Below are 17380 nucleotides of genomic sequence, written 5' to 3'. Positions count from 1 at the left end.
CCATCCGAGCACACCGACAAGGACCCAGAAATGACCCGCGTGATCGCCGGCAAGGCCGGCGGACGTCGCCTGGCCGTCCCGCCGGGGACCGGTACCCGCCCGACCTCGGACCGTGCGCGCGAGGGCCTGTTCTCCACCTGGCAGTCCCTGCTCGGCGGCCCGCTGGACGGCGAGCGGGTCCTCGACCTCTACGCGGGTTCCGGCGCCGTCGGCCTGGAGGCGCTCTCGCGCGGCGCGGGGCACGTCCTGCTCGTCGAGGCCGACGCCCGGGCCGCCCGCACGGTCCGGGAGAACGTCGCGTCCCTCGGTCTGCCCGGCGCCGAGGTCAGGGCGGGCAAAGCGGAACAGATCATCCGTACCCCGGCCCCCGCGGAGCCGTACGACGTCGTCTTCCTGGACCCGCCGTACGCCGTCTCGGACGACGATCTTCGGGAGATCCTGCTCACACTCCGTACGGAGGGGTGGCTCGGGGCGGAAGCGCTCGTCACCGTGGAGCGCAGCACCAGGGGCGGCGAATTCCGCTGGCCGGACGGCTTCGACGCGATCCGGGCCCGTCGCTACGGCGAGGGAACGTTTTGGTACGGTCGCGCCGCCTCTACGTGCGAAGACGCACGATGACCGGACCGGAGAGCGAGGGAACTCAAGTGCGCCGTGCCGTCTGTCCCGGGTCGTTCGACCCGATCCACAACGGACACCTCGACATCATCGCCCGTGCCTCCAGCCTCTACGACGAGGTCTTCGTCGCGGTGATGATCAACCGGTCCAAGAAGAGCCTGTTCGAGATCGAGGAACGGATCGACCTCATCCGCCGGGTCACCGCCGAGTACGGGAACGTCCGCGTGGAGTCCTTCCACGGCCTGCTCGTCGACTTCTGCAAGCAGCGCGAGATCCCGGCCATCGTCAAGGGCCTGCGCGCCGTCAGCGACTTCGACTACGAGCTCCAGATGGCCCAGATGAACAACGGCCTCTCCGGTGTGGAGACCCTCTTCGTCCCCACCAACCCCACCTACAGCTTCATGTCGTCCTCCCTGGTCAAGGAGGTCGCGACCTGGGGCGGGGACATCTCCCACCTGGTGCCGCCACTGGTCCTCGAAGCCCTCACGGAACGCCTGAGGAACCGCTGACCGCCCCGTCGCACCGCCACCGCCGCCCCCCGCGGAGACTGACAATCCGTCACCCGGTGTCCCCGGGACACCCCAGGGTCGTACAGTCGTCCCGTCCGTCTCCAACACAGCTGTAGAGAGTGGCGAGCACACGGTGGACGTGCAGAACAAGCTCGACGAGATCACCGCGATGGTCTCCGGCGCCCGCGCCATGCCCATGTCGGCCTCGTGCGTGGTCAACCGCGCCGAGCTGCTCTCGATGCTGGAAGAGCTGCGCGCGGAGCTGCCCGGTTCCCTCGCCCAGGCGCAGGAGCTGATCGGCGACCGGGAGCAGATGGTCGCGCAGGCCCGCCAGGAGGCCGACCGGATCATCGAGAGCGCGCACGCCGAGCGCGGCTCCCTGATCGCCAGCACCGAGGTCGCCCGCCGCTCCCAGGCCGAGGCCGACCGGATCCTCGCCGAGGCCCGCCAGGAGGCCGAGGAGGTCCGCGCCGAGGCCGACGACTACGTCGACTCCAAGCTCGCCAACTTCGAGGTCGTCCTCACCAAGACCCTCGGCTCCGTCGGCCGGGGCCGCGAGAAGCTCCTCGGCACCGGACCCGGCCTCGACGAGCACGGCTACGAGGACGAGGACGCCCCCGAGCGCAGCCACGACCCGGAGACCCTGCGCCGCGACGCCGACGCCTACGTCGACACCAAGCTCGGCGCCTTCGAGGCCGTGCTGGCCAAGACCCTGGACGCGGTCGGCCGCGGCCGTCAGAAGCTGCACGGCCGGATCGCCACCGACGACCTCGGTGTCCTCGCCGACGACATGACCACCGTCCAGCACTCCAGCGACGCCGACTACCTCGCCGACCTCGCGGGCCTCTCCGACGCCGCCCCCACCCCCGCCGCCGCCGAGCCGCCCAGGCAGCCGCAGCCCCAGTACGGCGAGCCGGAGCCCGTCGCGGCCCAGGCGGCGCAGGCCGTGCCGGAGATGCCGGCCCAGGAGCCGGCGTACGGCTACGCACCCCAGCAGCCCGACCCGTACGCGGCCTACCAGCAGACCTACGGCGGCGGACAGGACCCGTACGGCTACCAGCAGCAGGGCGCCGACCCGTACGCCTACCAGTACGACGACGGCCGGCAGGCGTACGACGGACAGCAGGGCTACGCCCAGCCCCAGCCCCAGCAGCCGCCGCAGCCCCCGCACGCCCCGCAGGCCCAGCCGCAGGCGCTCGACGAGACCAGCCTCTTCGACACCAGCATGATCAGCGCCGAGCAGCTGCGGGCGTACGAACAGGGCCGCGGCCTCTAGCTGCGGCGGGCTCTCCCGGCCCGGATTGGGCCGAGAGCGGATGGTCCAGTATCCTGGCTCTTCGGTCGCGCGTACGTCCGCGATCGCAGCTGCCCGGGAACACCGAAGGGCGGCCCCCAACCCACGAAGACCGAAAGCAGGAATGGTTCTGAACGCGCGCCTCGACCACCGCGACCCCCTCGTGTTCGACACGCACGAGCTGGGACGGCGGCCCGGTGCGCTCCAGCGCCTGACCCGCACGGTCGACGCTCCCAAGGACTTCGGTCTCCAGGGAGTCATCGGAGTGCCGGAAGGCGCCCCGGTGGAGCTCGATCTCCGGCTCGAGTCGGTCATGGAAGGGGTGCTCGTCACAGGCACCGCCCGTGCCAGGGCCCGGGGTGAGTGCGTAAGGTGTCTGGAGCCGCTCGAGCAGCAGCTCGAAGCGGACTTCCAGGAGCTGTTCTCGTACCCTGACGCCGACGACCGTGGCCGCCCCGTGGCGGAACCGGGCGACGACGCCGAGGACGACGAGGACAGGTTCTTCGTCGAGGACGGACTGATCGGCCTCGAACCCGTGCTGCGCGACGCGGTGGTGCTCGCACTGCCGATGCAGCCGGTGTGCCAGGAAGACTGCCAGGGTCTGTGCTCCGAGTGCGGAGTGCGCCTGTCGGACGACCCGGACCACCACCACGACGCCGTCGACATTCGTTGGGCGGCATTGCAGGGACTCGCCGGTTCACTCGGAGACGGCGAGAAGGACGAGATGAGCGGCGACGGGTCGGATTCCGCGGACGCCGCCGAGAAGCAGGAGAAGTAGCCGTGGCTGTTCCGAAGCGGAAGATGTCGCGCAGCAACACGCGCCACCGCCGGTCGCAGTGGAAGGCTGCGGTCCCCACCCTGGTTGCGTGCGAGCGCTGCCACGAGCCCAAGCTGCAGCACATCGCGTGCCCGGCTTGCGGCACTTACAACAAGCGCCAGGTCCTCGAGGTCTGAGCGGCTGGTGAGAGGCACTGTGTCAGTCCCCAAGAAGGCGGAAGACGCCAAGGCGGACCCACCCGCCAAGAAGAAGGCGGACACCCAGGCCTCGTCCCACACGCTTCTGGAAGGGCGGCTCGGCTATCAGCTCGAGTCCGCCCTTCTGGTGCGTGCACTGACCCACCGTTCCTACGCGTACGAGAACGGCGGTCTGCCGACGAACGAGCGGCTGGAGTTCCTCGGTGACTCCGTCCTCGGCCTCGTCGTCACGGACACGCTGTACCGCACCCACCCCGACCTGCCCGAAGGCCAGCTGGCCAAGTTGCGGGCCGCGGTGGTCAACTCGCGTGCGCTGGCGGAGGTGGGCCGCGGGCTCGAACTCGGCTCCTTCATCCGGCTCGGCCGCGGTGAAGAGGGCACGGGCGGCCGGGACAAGGCGTCCATCCTCGCCGACACCCTCGAAGCGGTGATCGGCGCGGTCTATCTCGACCAGGGCCTCGACGCGGCCTCCGAACTGGTGCACCGCCTGTTCGACCCGCTGATCGAGAAGTCCTCGAACCTCGGTGCCGGCCTGGACTGGAAGACCAGCCTCCAGGAGCTCACCGCGACCGAAGGGCTCGGTGTCCCCGAGTACCTGGTCACGGAGACCGGTCCCGACCACGAGAAGACCTTCACTGCTGCCGCCCGCGTCGGAGGCGTCTCGTACGGCACCGGCACCGGCCGCAGCAAGAAGGAGGCGGAGCAGCAGGCCGCGGAATCCGCGTGGCGGTCCATCCGGGCCGCGGCGGACGAGCGCGCCAAGGCGACGGCCGACGCCGTCGACGTGGACCCCGACGAGGCGTCCGCCTCCGCCTGACCATCCACCGCACGGTCCGAGCGCCCGCCCCGCCTCCGGGGCGGGTGTTCGGTTCGTCGTCCGTCCACCGGCCCGGTCCGCCGGGCCGGACCGGCCCGTCCGAGGGGACGCCATGCCCGAGTTGCCCGAGGTAGAGGTGGTCCGGCGCGGCATGGAGCGCTGGGTCGCCCACCGGACCGTCGCCGACGCCGAGGTCCTGCACCCGCGCGCGGTACGCCGGCACATCGCCGGACCCGACGACTTCGCCCACCGCCTCAAGGGCCACCGCATCGGCACGCCCAGCCGCCGCGGCAAGTACCTGTGGCTGCCGCTGGAGGACACCGACCAGGCGGTCCTCGCCCACCTCGGCATGAGCGGCCAGCTCCTGGTCCAGGCGCACGAGACACCCGCCGAGAAGCACCTGCGCATCCGGGTCCGCTTCGCCGACGCCGTGGGCACCGAACTGCGCTTCGTCGACCAGCGCACCTTCGGCGGCCTCTCGCTGCACGACACGTCCGCCGACGGACTGCCGGACGTCATCGCGCACATCGCCCGCGACCCGCTGGACCCCCTCTTCGACGACGAGGCGTTCCACCACGCCCTGCGCCGCAAGCGCACCACGATCAAACGAGCCCTGCTCGACCAGTCCCTGATCAGCGGCGTCGGCAACATCTACGCGGACGAGGCCCTCTGGCGCGCCCGCCTGCACTACGAACGCCCCACGGCTACCCTCACCCGCCCCCGCACCGCCGAACTCCTCGGCCATGCCCGGGACGTCATGAACGCCGCCCTCGCCGTGGGCGGCACCAGCTTCGACAGCCTGTACGTCAACGTCAACGGAGAGTCCGGCTACTTCGACCGCTCGCTCGACGCGTACGGCCGCGAGGGCCTGCCCTGCCGCCGCTGCGCCACGCCGATCCGCCGCCGGCCGTGGATGAACCGCTCCAGCTACTTCTGCCCCAAGTGCCAGCGGGCGCCGAAGGTCACGCCGTAGGCATCCGCTGTGCGTCGTACCGCTCGCGCGACGCCAGCACCTCGTCCATCCGCCCCTCGACGCACTCGATGAGCGCGAGCAGCCGCCCGGCCACCTCGCGTCCCAGCGCCGTCAGCTCGTAGTCCACACGAGGCGGATTGGTGGGCTGCGCCTCGCGGTGCACCAGCCCGTCGCGCTCCAGCGCGTGCAGGGTCTGGGCGAGCATCTTCTCGCTCACGCCGTCCACCCGGCGCCGCAACTCGTTGAACCGGAAGGAACCCTCGTACAGCGCGCCGAGCGTCAGCGCGCCCCAGCGCCCCGTGACGTGCTCCAGGGTGCCGCGCGAGGGACAGGCCCGGGAGAACACGTCGTACGGCAGATCCTGCTCCGCCGTGCGCTCCTGCGTGGTCGACATGCGTCCAGCGTACGTGAGCACAGCGCTGCACCGCAGATCGCGCTGAGCGGGGCACAGCACGGGAGCGGCGCCGGGAAGCGCCGGCCGGGACGGTCAGTAGCCGAAGTCCTGGGTCCACCACGGGCCGCCGGAGCCGAAGTGGACGCCGACGCCGAGGGTCTTGAAGTCGCAGTTCAGGATGTTGGCGCGGTGGTCGGGGCTGTTCATCCAGGCGTCCATCACGGCCTGGGCGTCGGCCTGGCCGCGGGCTATGTTCTCGCCCCCGAGGCCGGATATGCCCGCTGCCGCCGCCCGGTCCCAGGGGGTCGCGCCGCCGGGGTCGGTGTGGTCGAAGAAGCCCTGGGTCGCCATGGCCTCGCTGAAGTCCTCGGCCAGTTCGCGCAGGGCGCTGTTCGCGGCCACCGGGGTGCAGCCCACCTTGGCGCGCTCGTCGTTGACCAGCTTGAGCACCTGCGCCTCGGCGACGGCCTGCTCGGAGACGGCGGCGGGCGCGCTGGGCTTCGCGGGCTGCTCGGCGGCCGGGCGGGAGGGCGTGGGCTTCGGCTTGGCGCTCGGCGGCGCCTTCGGCTTCTCGGTCTTCGACGGTGTCCCGGCCGGGGCGGCCGGCTTCGAGGCCGGTGCCGAGGTGGACGGGGAGGCCGAGGACGGCGAGGAGGACGGGGAGTCCTTGGCGGCCTCCTCCTCCGACGGCGACTGGGAGGACCGGGAGGACGAGGCGGAGGAGCGGTCGGTGCCGCGGCTCGTGGCGGCGTCGTCGCCACGGCCGGTCTCGGCGCTGCCCGAGGTGCCGCCCTGCTCGGACGGGCTGTTCGTCGGGGCGTCCTGGGCGTGCACCCGGTCGCCCCCGCCGCCGTCGCCGCCGATCCGGTAGTTGTCGAGGCCGGGCATCACGCCCGTGGCCACCGCCACCGTGCCGATGGCGACCGCGGCGGACACGCCGAGCAGACCGGTGCGGACCGGAGTGGCCGCCTTCCTCCGACGGCGCCGGCGCCCTCCGCCGGTCGGCGAGCCGCCGTCGGGCGTGTATCCGTCCCTGGGGAAGGCGACGGTGCGGCCGGCCTGCGGGCCCTCGCCGTCCGGATCGTCGGCGAAGAGGTAGGCGTCGCTCTTGGCGCGGACCTCGGCGTAGGCCTCGGGGTTCAGATACGGGGCGATGCCCATCGTGGGAGTCCCGCCCGCGTCCGGGGCGAGCGGATCGCGGCGCCGTCCCGCCGTACCGTCCGGCTGATGGCCTTCCGCGGCGCGGCCCGTGGCGGCGCGGCCGGCGGCGGAGCGTCGGTGGCGTCCCATGTCCTGGCCTTCCTCGTCCTCGTCCTCGCGCTGGGCGTGCCCTCGCGGTCGACTGTGCTCCCGATCAACACGGAACTCACACGATCGAGTGAGTTTCAAGTGGGATTCACTGGGTCGGGACGGTACCGCATGGCGCCAGGGGGTGAAGTGTCCCGCGAGACATTGACTGGTTAGGTTGCAGTCATGAGCGAGGATGTACGGCTGGTCGCGTGGGTGCGCGGACAGGTCCAGGGCGTGGGTTTCCGCTGGTTCACGCGGGCCAGGGCGCTGGAACTCGGCGGGTTGAGTGGTTTTGCTCTCAATTTGGGCGACGGTCGCGTCCAGGTCGTCGCGGAGGGCCCGCGCGAGCGCTGCGAGGGTCTGCTCGCGTGGCTGCGCGGTGACGACACGCCCGGACGCGTGGACGGAGTCACCGAGATCTGGGACACACCCCGCGGGGGCTACGACGGCTTCGCCATCCGCTGACGGTCCTCCGCGCGGGGGTGCGCGGGCGCCGCGAACGGCCCTCGCCGCAGGGGTGGCCCGAGCGAAAACGGGCAGGTGGTTGCCAAGGGAGGCCGCCCGTGGCAGGCTCCGCACCCAGAATGATCGCCACGCCCCGAGGGGCCCGCAGGAGTCGCACCGCCGCCGTTTCCCGGCCGCGTGCCCCCGGGCGCCCGCCAATACGGGGCGTGATCGTGTTGACCGTCAAACTTTTTGGTGAGACGCTGAAAGCCCCGCGCACCTTAGCTGTTTGGCATGGTTGAACGGCAGTAAAAACTCCAAAGTGCCAAGCACCGCGGGTGCGATTCCCTCACGACCCACACCGCTTCGGTCGGTCACTCATTGTGGAGGACCATCCATCATGGCAAAGGCGCTTCTCGGTTACGTCGGCGGCTCCGACCCGCGACTCCTCGCCGAGATGCGACGGCTCCAGCAGCGCGTCCAGGACCTGGAATCCGAGCTCGGACGAATCCAGGCGGAGAACGACGCGCTGGCGGCTGCCGCTTCTCACGACAGGATCATGGAGAGCATGGAGAGCGTTGACGCACACCAGGCGGAGCCTGCGCTCACCTGATCACTGCATCGCTCCACCCACGGCACGGCAGTGGTCGGGCCCGCCCGTACAACCGCTCAGGTGTCAGAGTCTGCAAGGGACGCTTCGGCGTCCCTTCTTTCTTTCCCGCCCCCGTCCCGCCCGCCGTGTGTCCGTCCCCGCGCAACCTTTCACCCTCTTCAACGTCTGATGTGCCCTGCACGTTCACCGGTGAAACCGCGACGGTTCACCGGTTCGTGGAGTGAGACAGACCCGAGAGGTAGAGTCCGACGGCGTGCACCTGAAGGCCCTGACCCTCCGCGGGTTCAAGTCGTTCGCCTCGGCGACCACGCTCCGGTTCGAGCCCGGCATCACCTGTGTCGTCGGCCCCAACGGTTCGGGCAAGTCCAACGTCGTCGACGCGCTCAGCTGGGTCATGGGCGAACAGGGCGCGAAGTCGTTGCGCGGCGGCAAGATGGAGGACGTCATCTTCGCCGGCACCACCGGCCGCCCGCCGCTCGGTCGGGCCGAGGTGTCGCTGACCATCGACAACTCCGACGGCGCCCTGCCCATCGAGTACGCCGAGGTCACCATCTCGCGGATCATGTTCCGCAACGGCGGCAGCGAATACCAGATCAACGGCGACACCTGCCGCCTCCTCGACATCCAGGAACTCCTCTCCGACTCCGGCATCGGCCGCGAGATGCACGTCATCGTCGGCCAGGGACAGCTCGACTCCGTCCTGCACGCCGACCCGATGGGCCGCCGGGCCTTCATCGAGGAGGCCGCCGGTGTCCTCAAGCACCGCAAGCGCAAGGAGAAGGCGCTCAGGAAACTGGACGCGATGCAGGCCAACCTCGCGCGCGTGCAGGACCTGACGGACGAGTTGCGGCGCCAGCTCAAGCCCCTCGGACGGCAGGCCGCCGTCGCCCGCAGGGCCGCCGTCATCCAGGCCGACCTCCGGGACGCCCGGCTCCGGCTCCTCGCCGACGACCTGGTGCGGATGCGCCAGGCGCTCCAGGCCGAGATCGCCGACGAGGCCGCACTCAAGGAGCGCAAGGAGGCCGCCGAGCAGGAGCTGGGCCGGGCCCTGCGCCGCGAGGCGGACCTGGAGGACGAGGTGCGCCGGCTCACCCCGCGCCTCCAGCGCGCCCAGCAGACCTGGTACGAGCTGTCCCAGCTCGCCGAACGCGTGCGCGGCACGATCTCGCTGGCCGACGCGCGCGTGAAGAGCGCCACCTCCGCGCCGCCCGAGGAGCGCCGGGGCCGCGAACCGGAGGAACTGGAGCGCGAGGCCGCCCGCGTCCGCGAGCAGGAGGCCGAACTGGAAGCGGCCCTGGAGGCGGCCGAACACGCCCTGGAGGACACGGTCGCCCACCGCGCCGACCTCGAACGCGAACTGGCCGTGGAGGAACGCCGCCTCAAGGACGCCGCCCGCGCCATCGCCGACCGCCGTGAGGGCCTGGCCCGGCTGAGCGGCCAGGTCGGCGCCGCCCGCTCCCGCGCCGCCTCCGCCCAGGCCGAGATCGAACGCCTCGCCGAAGCTCGCGACGCGTCGAGGGAGCGGGCCGCCGCCGCCCAGGAGGAGTACGAGACCCTCCGGGCCGAGGTCGACGGACTCGACGCCGACGACCGGGAACTCGCCGAGCGGCACGACGCCGCCAAGCGGCGGCTGGCCGAGGCGGAGACCGCCCTCGGCGCCGCCCGCGAGTCGGCCACCGCCGCCGAACGCGAGCGCGCCGCCACCCAGGCCCGGCACGATGCCCTCGCCCTGGGACTGCGCCGCAAGGACGGCACCGGGGCCCTGCTCGCCGCCAAGGACCGGCTCACCGGTCTGCTCGGCCCCGCCGCCGGACTCCTCACCGTGACGCCGGGCCACGAGGCCGCCCTGGCCACCGCCTTCGGCGCCGCCGCCGACGCCCTCGCGGTGACCTCCCCGGCGGCCGCCGCGGACGCCATCCGCCTGCTGCGCAAGCAGGACGCGGGCCGGGCCGCCCTGCTGCTGGCCGGCGCCCCCGACGACGTACCGCACGAGACACGCGCCGACGGACCGCCGTACGCCGCCGACCTGGTCCACGGGCCGGCGGACCTGATGCCCGCCGTACGGCGGCTGCTGCGCGGGATCGTCGTGGTCGCCACCCTGGAGGACGCCGAGGACCTCGTCTACGCCCGCCCCGGCCTGACCGCCGTCACCGCCGAGGGGGACCTGCTGGGCGCCCACTTCGCGCAGGGCGGGTCGGCCGGCGCGCCCAGCCTGCTGGAGGTGCAGGCCTCCGTGGACCAGGCCGCCGCCGAGCTGGCGGAGCTGGGCGTGCGGTGCGAGGAACTGGCCGCCGCGCAGGAGACGGCCGTCGCACGGCGCCGGGAGTGCGCGGCGCTCGTCGAGGAGCTGGGGGAGCGGCGCCGGGCCGCCGACCGGGAGAAGTCGTCCGTCGCCCAGCAGCTGGGCCGGCTCGCGGGCCAGGCACGCGGCGCCGCCGGAGAGGCGGAACGGTCCGCCGCCGCGGCCGAGCGGGCGCAGGAGGCGCTGGACAAGGCGCTCATGGAGGTCGAGGAACTGGCGGAGCGGCTGGCCGTTGCCGAGGAGAGTGCCCCCTTCGGGGAAAGAGGGGAGGAGGAGCCCGACACCGCCGCCCGCGACCGGCTCGCCGCCGACGGAGCCAACGCCCGCCAGACCGAGATGGAGGCCCGCCTCCAGGTCCGTACCCACGAGGAGCGGGTCAAGGGGCTCGCCGGGCGGGCCGACTCCCTGGACCGGGCCGCCCGCGCGGAACGCGAGGCACGCGCGCGTGCCGAGCAGCGGCGGGCCAGGCTGCGCCACGAGGCGGCCGTCGCCGAGGCGGTCGCCGCCGGCGCCCGGCAGCTGCTCGCCCACGTCGAGGTCTCGCTCACCCGCGCCGACGAGGAACGCACCCTCGCCGAGGCGGCCAAGGCCAGGCGCGAGCAGGAACTGACCGCCGCGCGCACCGCCGGGCGCGACCTCAAGGCGGAGCTGGACAAGTTGACGGATTCAGTTCACCGGGGCGAGGTACTCGGCGCCGAGAAGCGGCTGCGCATCGAGCAGCTGGAAACCAAGGCGCTGGAGGAACTCGGTGTGGAACCGGCGGGGCTCGCGGCCGAGTACGGCCCCCATCAAGAGGTGCCGCCCTCGCCCCCCGCCGAGGGCGAGGAGCTCCCGGACGATCCCGAGCACCCGCGCAACCGGCCCCGGCCCTTCGTCCGCGCCGAGCAGGAGAAGCGGCTGAAGGCCGCCGAGCGCGCCTACCAGCAGCTCGGCAAGGTCAACCCGCTGGCCCTGGAGGAGTTCGCGGCGCTGGAGGAGCGGCACCAGTTCCTCAGCGAGCAGCTGGAGGATCTGAAGAAGACCCGCGCCGACCTGCTCCAGGTGGTCAAGGAGGTCGACGAGCGCGTCGAGCAGGTCTTCACCGAGGCCTTCCGGGACACCGCCCGGGAGTTCGAGGGTGTCTTCAGCCGGCTGTTCCCGGGCGGTGAGGGACGGCTGATCCTGACCGACCCCGACAACATGCTCAGCACGGGCGTGGACGTCGAGGCCCGGCCCCCGGGCAAGAAGGTCAAGCGGCTGTCGCTGCTCTCCGGCGGGGAGCGCTCGCTGACCGCGGTGGCGATGCTGGTGTCGATCTTCAAGGCCCGGCCGAGTCCGTTCTATGTGATGGACGAGGTCGAGGCGGCGCTCGACGACACCAACTTGCAGCGGCTGATCCGGATCATGCAGGAGCTCCAGGAGGCCTCGCAGCTGATCGTCATCACGCACCAGAAGCGCACGATGGAGGTCGCCGACGCGCTGTACGGCGTGTCCATGCAGGGCGACGGTGTGTCGAAGGTCATCAGCCAGCGGCTGCGCTAGCTCGGATCCCGCAACTTCAACTCTTGAACGAGAAGGCGCGCTCCAGCCCCCTTCCGCGTCCTCAAACTCACAGCTGTCGCCCTATTGACTTCGAAACTTGAAGGCATAGTCTCTGCAACGTTGCTTTTACCTTCAGGTCCCTTCGTTGGTACCCCGAAGAGAGAACCGCCCCCGGCAGCGTTGCCGGTAGCCCGAGGAGTACACGTGGCCAGCACATCGCAGGCACCCAGTTCAGGAGCCAGGACGGCTCACCCCGATCATCTCGGGCACGTCATCTTCATCGCGGCGGCGGCCGCGATGGGCGGTTTCCTGTTCGGTTACGACAGTTCCGTGATCAACGGCGCGGTCGAGGCGATCCGGGACCGCTACGACGTCGGTTCCGCGGTGCTGGCGCAGGTCATCGCCGTCGCGCTGATCGGCTGCGCCATCGGTGCCGCGACCGCGGGCCGCATCGCCGACCGCATCGGCCGGATCCGCTGCATGCAGATCGCGGCGGTCCTGTTCACCGTCAGCGCCGTCGGTTCCGCGCTGCCCTTCGCGCTGTGGGACCTGGCGATGTGGCGTGTCATCGGCGGGTTCGCCATCGGCATGGCCTCGGTGATCGGCCCCGCCTACATCGCCGAGGTGTCCCCGCCCGCCTACCGCGGCCGGCTCGGCTCCTTCCAGCAGGCCGCGATCGTCATCGGCATCGCCGTGTCCCAGCTGGTCAACTGGGGCCTGCTGAACGCCGCCGGCGGCGACCAGCGCGGCAAGCTGATGGGCCTGGAGGCCTGGCAGGTCATGCTCGGCGTCATGGTGATCCCGGCCGTCCTGTACGGCCTGCTGTCCTTCGCCATCCCCGAGTCCCCCCGCTTCCTGATCTCGGTCGGCAAGCACGAGAAGGCCAAGAAGATCCTCGAAGAGGTCGAGGGCAAGGACGTGGACTTCGACGCCCGCATCGGCGAGATCGAGCACGCCATGCACAGCGAGGAGAAGTCCTCCTTCAAGGAACTGCTCGGCGGCAGCTTCTTCTTCAAGCCGATCGTGTGGATCGGCATCGGCCTGTCGGTCTTCCAGCAGTTCGTCGGCATCAACGTCGCGTTCTACTACTCCTCGACGCTGTGGCAGTCGGTCGGCGTCGACCCCACCGACTCCTTCTTCTACTCGTTCACGACGTCGATCATCAACATCATCGGCACCGTGATCGCGATGATCTTCGTGGACCGCGTCGGCCGCAAGCCACTCGCCCTGATCGGCTCCGTCGGCATGGTGATCGGACTGGCGCTGGAGGCCTGGGCCTTCTCCTTCGACCTCGTCGACGGCAAGCTCCCGGCCACCCAGGGCTGGGTCGCCCTGATCGCCGCCCACATCTTCGTCCTCTTCTTCGCCCTCTCGTGGGGCGTGGTCGTGTGGGTCTTCCTCGGCGAGATGTTCCCCAACCGGATCCGCGCCGCCGCCCTGGGCGTCGCCGCCTCCGCGCAGTGGATCGCCAACTGGGCCATCACCGCGAGCTTCCCGTCGCTGGCCGACTGGAACCTCTCCGGCACCTACGTGATCTACACGATCTTCGCCGCCCTCTCCATCCCCTTCGTCCTCAAGTTCGTCAAGGAGACCAAGGGCAAGGCCCTGGAGGAGATGGGCTGACCCGCCCGCCCCGAACCCGGGGAGGAGGGCCAAGTCCCCGCTGCCCCTCTCCCCGTACCGTCCGCCGCCCCGCCCGGGTCTTCGTCCGGGCGGGGCGGCGGTGTGCCGGGAGCCGTTCACCGGATCAGGACGTGGCGCCGATGCGGCCGGGAGCGGGGGTGCACAGAAGCGACGCCCCCGTTCCCGGACGCATGGGAAAGGGGGCGTCGTCCGGTGTACGTCAGACCGTCACGGCCTCGGTCTCGGGCTGCTCGGCCCGCTCCGCGCCCGCACCCGGCGCGATCGGCGCCGGCTTCGGCAGCACCGTGTACAGCAGGGCGGAGACCACGATCGTGGCCACCCAGCCCAGTCCGTACTCGCCGACGAAGTTGTTCGCGGCCAGCGGGCCGGTGAACCAGTCGGACGTGGTGAACATCAGACCGGCGACCAGGCCCACCGCCCAGGCGGCCACGGCGGCGGGGGAGAAGCCGCCGCGGTACCAGTAGGCGCTGGTGCGCCCGGTGTCGGCCAGGGCCTCGCCGTCGTACTCCCGGCCGCGCAGCATGTCCGCGCCGAATACGCCGACCCAGGCGGAGAAGGCCACCGCGAGCAACGACAGGAAGGCGATGAACGACCCCATGAAGCTGGTCGCCACCAGCATCAGCACACCACCGAAGACCAGCGAGATCACGGCGTTCACCGAGACCGCCCAGTGCCGCGGGACCTTGAAGCCCAGGGTCTGCGCGGTGAACCCGGCCGAGTACATCGACATCGAGTTGATCAGCAGCATGCCGATCAGCGCGATCAGCAGGTACGGCACGGCGATCCAGGTCGGCAGGATCTCGCCCAGGAAGGAGACCGGGTCGGCGGCCGAGGCCAGATCCGGCGTGGAGACCGCCATGACCGCGCCCATCAGCACCATCGGCAGCACGACGATGCCCGCGCCGCCGACCGTGACGCCCACGATCCCCTTCGAGGACGCCGTGCGCGGCAGGTACCGGGTGAAGTCCGGCGCGGACGGGATCCAGCTGACGCCGCCCGCCGCGATCAGGCCCACGCCCGTGATCACCGCGGCCACCGAACCGGCGGGCCGGTCGAACACGGCGGACCAGTCGGTGTCGACCACCAGGTAGCCGAGGACCAGCACCGAGAAGGCGCCGAAGAGGTACGCCGCGTACTTGTTGCACTTCTGCACGGCGTTGATGCCGAGCCCCGAGATCGCGAACGTGGCCACGACAAACGCGAGCAGCGTCACCATGTCCAGGACGCTGTTGGCGCGAATGCCGAACACGATGTCCAGGACCGTGAGCACGGCATAGGCGCCGGTCACCGCGTTGATCGTCTCCCAGCCCCAGCGGGCGACCCAGATCAGCGAACCCGGCAGCAGATTGCCCCGCTGCCCGAACACGGCACGGGACAGCGCCATCCCGGGAGCGCCGCCCCGCTTGCCGGCGATGCCGATCAGGCCCACCAGCCCGTACGACACGACGGGCGCCGCCGCCGCGACGACCAGGGCCTGCCAGAAGTCGAGCCGGTACGCCACGACGAGGCTCGCGCCCATCGTGAGCAGCAGCACGCTGATGTTGGCGCCGACCCAGGTCGGGAACAGCTCGCGGGTCCGGGCGGTGCGCTCGTGGTCGGGCACCTGCTCGATGCCGCGGGTTTCCAGGGCGCCTTCGTTCTCGGCGGTCTTGCTCATGTGGGGGGTCCGTGCCTCGATCGTGGGGAGAGGGGGCGGTCGGGACTCTACGCGCGTTGACGCGGCCTCCTCCATCGTACTTTGATCCGACTCATTCCCTCCAGGGGCCTTTGTCCTTTGGCGGAAACCACAAGCAACCGATGGCGGGGGGCCGTGCCGGGGGTCACGCATACTGGTCCCGTTATGGAAATCGTCATCCTTGCTGTAGTCATCGCCGTGGTCGTGATCGGCGCGCTCGGCGGGCTGGTCGTCGGCAGCCGCCGCAAGAAGCAGCTGCCCGAGCCGCCCCCCGCCGCGCCCGACATCACCGCCCCTCCGGCCGAGCCGCACGTCGGCGACGAGGCCGAGACGCCGCGCGACGAAACGCGCCGGACGATAGAGGAGGTCGACCTCCCGGACGGCGGCACCGCCACCGTCGAGGAGCCGCCCGTCGTCGAAGAGCTCGAGATCCCGCAGATCGAGGTTCCCGAGCCCACCGCCGGCCGACTGGTCCGGCTCCGTGCCCGCCTCTCCCGCTCGCAGAACGCCCTCGGCAAGGGCCTGCTGACCCTGCTGTCCCGGGAGCACCTCGACGAGGACACCTGGGAGGAGATCGAGGACACGCTGCTCACCGCCGACGTCGGCGTGCAGCCCACCCAGGAGCTGGTGGAGCGCCTCCGCGAGCGGGTGAAGGTCCTCGGCACCCGCACTCCCGAGGAGCTGCGCACGCTGCTGCGCGAGGAGCTGATCACTCTCGTCGGCCCCGACATGGACCGCGAGGTCAAGACCGAGCCCGCCGCCAGCAAGCCCGGCATCGTGATGGTCGTCGGGGTGAACGGCACCGGCAAGACCACCACCACCGGCAAGCTCGCCCGTGTCCTGGTGGCCGACGGCCGCAGCGTCGTCCTCGGCGCCGCCGACACCTTCCGCGCCGCCGCCGCGGACCAGCTCCAGACCTGGGGCGAGCGCGTCGGGGCCCACACCGTGCGCGGACCCGAGGGCGGAGACCCCGCCTCCGTCGCCTTCGACGCGGTCAAGGAGGGCAAGGAGATGGGCTCGGACGTCGTGCTCATCGACACCGCCGGCCGTCTGCACACCAAGACCGGCCTCATGGACGAGCTGGGCAAGGTCAAGCGCGTCGTGGAGAAGCACGCCCCGCTGGACGAGGTGCTGCTCGTGCTCGACGCCACCACCGGCCAGAACGGTCTGATCCAGGCCCGGGTCTTCGCCGAGGTCGTCAACATCACCGGCATCGTGCTCACCAAGCTGGACGGCACGGCCAAGGGCGGCATCGTGGTCGCAGTCCAGCGCGAGCTGGGCGTACCGGTCAAGCTGATCGGACTCGGCGAGGGCGCGGACGACCTGGCGCCGTTCGAGCCGGCGGCCTTCGTGGATGCCCTCATCGGCGAGTGACGCCACCCCCGCGGCGCCCCGCGCCCGCACCCTGGCGAGAAGCGCCCGCCTCCCGGACCGGGAGACGGGCGCTTCGCCGTGGGCGCAGGGCTAGGCCCGGGACCGGTGGGCCACGTAGGCCAGTGTGCCCAGGAGCAGCCGGGCCGCCGGGGGCTTGGTGGCCGAGTCGAGGGCCGGGGGCCGCAGCCAGCGCACCGGGCCCCGGCCGCCGCGGTCGGAGGGCGGGGCCGTGACGTACGTACCGGGGCCGAGGCCGCTGAGGTCGAGGGCGGACGGATCGTCCCAGCCCATCCGGTACAGCAGCCGGGGCAGCTCGGCGGCGGCGCCCGGGGCGACGAAGAAGTGCGCGCGGCCCTGCGGGGTGGCCGCGACCGGACCCAGCGGGAGGCCCATGCGCTCCAGCCGGGCCAGCGCCCGCAGCCCGGCGGACTCGGCCACCTCGAGCACGTCGAAGGTCCGCCCGACCGCCAGCATCACCGCCGCGCCGGGGAACCGGCCCCAGGCCTCGCTCGCCTCGTCCAGGGTCGCCCCGGCGGGCACCCGGGGGGCGAAGTCCAGCGGGTGCGCGCCCGGCGCCGGACAGTCGGGCAGGCCGCACGAGCAGGCGCCCTGGGCGGTGCGGGCGCCCGGCACCACGTCCCAGCCCCACAGCCCGGTGAACTCGGCCACGACGGTGCACTCCGAGGCGCGGCCGCGGCGGCGCGCACCGGACCGGATCTCGCGCATGCCCCGACTGCTGCCGATGCCGATCGTGAAGCCCATGCCCCCTCCAACGGGTCCGACGCAGCGGCGGTTACGCAGCGGACGTGAAACGTGACTCTCTGCTTCCAACTCCCCAGTCCGACGCGGTTCAGACAGCGTCCGGAAGCACTCCCGGTGGTGCGTCCGACGGCGCACGCCCCGGTGTGCACCGTTGCACCGACTCCCGGTTGGCCTATGT

The 17380-nt window shown here is 71.7% G+C and carries 16 protein-coding genes; 12 read left to right on the top strand and 4 right to left on the bottom strand.

The window, feature by feature from the left end; translation table 11 throughout:
* Positions 1-30 precede the first annotated feature (30 nt).
* The 7 genes from rsmD (at position 31) to mutM (ending at position 5183) form a co-directional block, all read left to right on the top strand.
* On the top strand, positions 31-618 hold the full coding sequence (rsmD, locus tag B9W62_RS11170; RefSeq protein ID WP_087807038.1) for a 16S rRNA (guanine(966)-N(2))-methyltransferase RsmD: 588 nt from the start codon (positions 31-33) through the stop codon (positions 616-618).
* A gap of 26 nt (positions 619-644) precedes the next feature.
* The gene (gene coaD, locus B9W62_RS11165) at positions 645-1124 is read left to right on the top strand and encodes a pantetheine-phosphate adenylyltransferase (RefSeq protein ID WP_087807037.1); all 480 of its coding nucleotides are present in this window, start codon (positions 645-647) and stop codon (positions 1122-1124) included.
* Positions 1125-1257: 133 nt separating this feature from the next.
* On the top strand, positions 1258-2400 hold the full coding sequence (locus B9W62_RS11160) for a cell division initiation protein (protein ID WP_087807036.1): 1143 nt from the start codon (positions 1258-1260) through the stop codon (positions 2398-2400).
* Positions 2401-2542: 142 nt separating this feature from the next.
* Complete coding sequence (locus B9W62_RS11155; RefSeq protein WP_087807035.1) at positions 2543-3196, top strand: YceD family protein; 654 nt, start codon at positions 2543-2545, stop codon at positions 3194-3196.
* A 2-nt stretch (positions 3197-3198) separates the two neighbouring features.
* A complete protein-coding gene (gene rpmF / locus B9W62_RS11150; RefSeq protein ID WP_006139588.1) occupies positions 3199-3372 on the top strand; it encodes a 50S ribosomal protein L32 in 174 nt (57 codons plus the stop codon).
* A 7-nt stretch (positions 3373-3379) separates the two neighbouring features.
* Positions 3380-4210: a ribonuclease III gene (gene rnc, locus B9W62_RS11145; RefSeq protein WP_061442354.1), complete on the top strand. Its 831-nt coding sequence runs from the start codon at positions 3380-3382 to the stop codon at positions 4208-4210.
* 112 nt (positions 4211-4322) lie between these two features.
* Entirely contained in the window at positions 4323-5183 is an 861-nt protein-coding gene (gene mutM, locus B9W62_RS11140; RefSeq protein ID WP_087807033.1) for a bifunctional DNA-formamidopyrimidine glycosylase/DNA-(apurinic or apyrimidinic site) lyase, read from the top strand.
* Here mutM and B9W62_RS11135 read toward each other — a convergent pair.
* Both B9W62_RS11135 and B9W62_RS11130 read right to left on the bottom strand, forming a co-directional pair.
* Positions 5173-5577, bottom strand: a complete 405-nt coding sequence (locus tag B9W62_RS11135) for a winged helix-turn-helix transcriptional regulator (protein ID WP_179235429.1) — start codon at positions 5575-5577, stop codon at positions 5173-5175. The genes mutM and B9W62_RS11135 overlap by 11 nt on opposite strands.
* 93 nt (positions 5578-5670) lie before the next feature.
* Entirely contained in the window at positions 5671-6867 is a 1197-nt protein-coding gene (locus tag B9W62_RS11130) for a CAP domain-containing protein (protein WP_087807031.1), read from the bottom strand.
* Between the two features lie 183 nt (positions 6868-7050).
* On the opposite strand from B9W62_RS11130, the gene B9W62_RS11125 reads away from it, so the two are divergent.
* The 4 genes from B9W62_RS11125 (at position 7051) to B9W62_RS11110 (ending at position 13370) form a co-directional block, all read left to right on the top strand.
* Positions 7051-7332, top strand: coding sequence for an acylphosphatase (locus B9W62_RS11125; protein ID WP_087807030.1), 282 nt, complete (start codon positions 7051-7053; stop codon positions 7330-7332).
* A 379-nt stretch (positions 7333-7711) separates the two neighbouring features.
* Positions 7712-7924: a hypothetical protein gene (locus B9W62_RS11120; protein WP_003973418.1), complete on the top strand. Its 213-nt coding sequence runs from the start codon at positions 7712-7714 to the stop codon at positions 7922-7924.
* A 253-nt stretch (positions 7925-8177) separates the two neighbouring features.
* Entirely contained in the window at positions 8178-11747 is a 3570-nt protein-coding gene (gene smc, locus B9W62_RS11115; protein WP_087807029.1) for a chromosome segregation protein SMC, read from the top strand.
* Between the two features lie 204 nt (positions 11748-11951).
* Entirely contained in the window at positions 11952-13370 is a 1419-nt protein-coding gene (locus B9W62_RS11110) for a sugar porter family MFS transporter (RefSeq protein WP_087807028.1), read from the top strand.
* Between the two features lie 220 nt (positions 13371-13590).
* Here B9W62_RS11110 and B9W62_RS11105 read toward each other — a convergent pair whose 3' ends face one another.
* A complete protein-coding gene (locus tag B9W62_RS11105; protein WP_087807027.1) occupies positions 13591-15048 on the bottom strand; it encodes a cytosine permease in 1458 nt (485 codons plus the stop codon).
* Between the two features lie 183 nt (positions 15049-15231).
* Here B9W62_RS11105 and ftsY point away from each other — a divergent pair, with 183 nt between their 5' ends.
* Positions 15232-16440 carry a signal recognition particle-docking protein FtsY gene (gene ftsY, locus B9W62_RS11100; RefSeq protein WP_087807026.1) on the top strand — a complete coding sequence of 403 codons (1209 nt, stop codon included), beginning with the start codon at positions 15232-15234 and terminating at the stop codon, positions 16438-16440.
* 90 nt (positions 16441-16530) lie between these two features.
* Here ftsY and B9W62_RS11095 read toward each other — a convergent pair whose 3' ends face one another.
* Positions 16531-17202, bottom strand: coding sequence for a bifunctional DNA primase/polymerase (locus B9W62_RS11095; protein WP_087807025.1), 672 nt, complete (start codon positions 17200-17202; stop codon positions 16531-16533).
* Between the last annotated feature and the right edge of the window lie 178 nt (positions 17203-17380).

Source organism: Streptomyces sp. CS113, from assembly GCF_002188365.1.
In the GTDB taxonomy this organism is placed as follows: Bacteria; Actinomycetota; Actinomycetes; order Streptomycetales; family Streptomycetaceae; genus Streptomyces; species Streptomyces tendae.
This window is presented reverse-complemented; position numbering and strand designations above follow the sequence as displayed.

What these genes read in the sequence shown, in the direction of transcription:
- mutM (WP_087807033.1), top strand. Translation starts at nt 4,323, where the DNA reads ATGCCCGAGTTGCCCGAGGTAGAGGTGGTCCGGCGCGGCATGGAGCGC.
- B9W62_RS11105 (WP_087807027.1), bottom strand. Translation starts at nt 15,048, where the DNA reads ATGAGCAAGACCGCCGAGAACGAAGGCGCCCTGGAAACCCGCGGCATC.
- B9W62_RS11120 (WP_003973418.1), top strand. Translation starts at nt 7,712, where the DNA reads ATGGCAAAGGCGCTTCTCGGTTACGTCGGCGGCTCCGACCCGCGACTC.
- B9W62_RS11125 (WP_087807030.1), top strand. Translation starts at nt 7,051, where the DNA reads ATGAGCGAGGATGTACGGCTGGTCGCGTGGGTGCGCGGACAGGTCCAG.
- B9W62_RS11155 (WP_087807035.1), top strand. Translation starts at nt 2,543, where the DNA reads ATGGTTCTGAACGCGCGCCTCGACCACCGCGACCCCCTCGTGTTCGAC.
- B9W62_RS11135 (WP_179235429.1), bottom strand. Translation starts at nt 5,577, where the DNA reads ATGTCGACCACGCAGGAGCGCACGGCGGAGCAGGATCTGCCGTACGAC.
- rsmD (WP_087807038.1), top strand. Translation starts at nt 31, where the DNA reads ATGACCCGCGTGATCGCCGGCAAGGCCGGCGGACGTCGCCTGGCCGTC.
- B9W62_RS11095 (WP_087807025.1), bottom strand. Translation starts at nt 17,202, where the DNA reads ATGGGCTTCACGATCGGCATCGGCAGCAGTCGGGGCATGCGCGAGATC.
- ftsY (WP_087807026.1), top strand. Translation starts at nt 15,232, where the DNA reads ATGGAAATCGTCATCCTTGCTGTAGTCATCGCCGTGGTCGTGATCGGC.
- B9W62_RS11130 (WP_087807031.1), bottom strand. Translation starts at nt 6,867, where the DNA reads ATGGGACGCCACCGACGCTCCGCCGCCGGCCGCGCCGCCACGGGCCGC.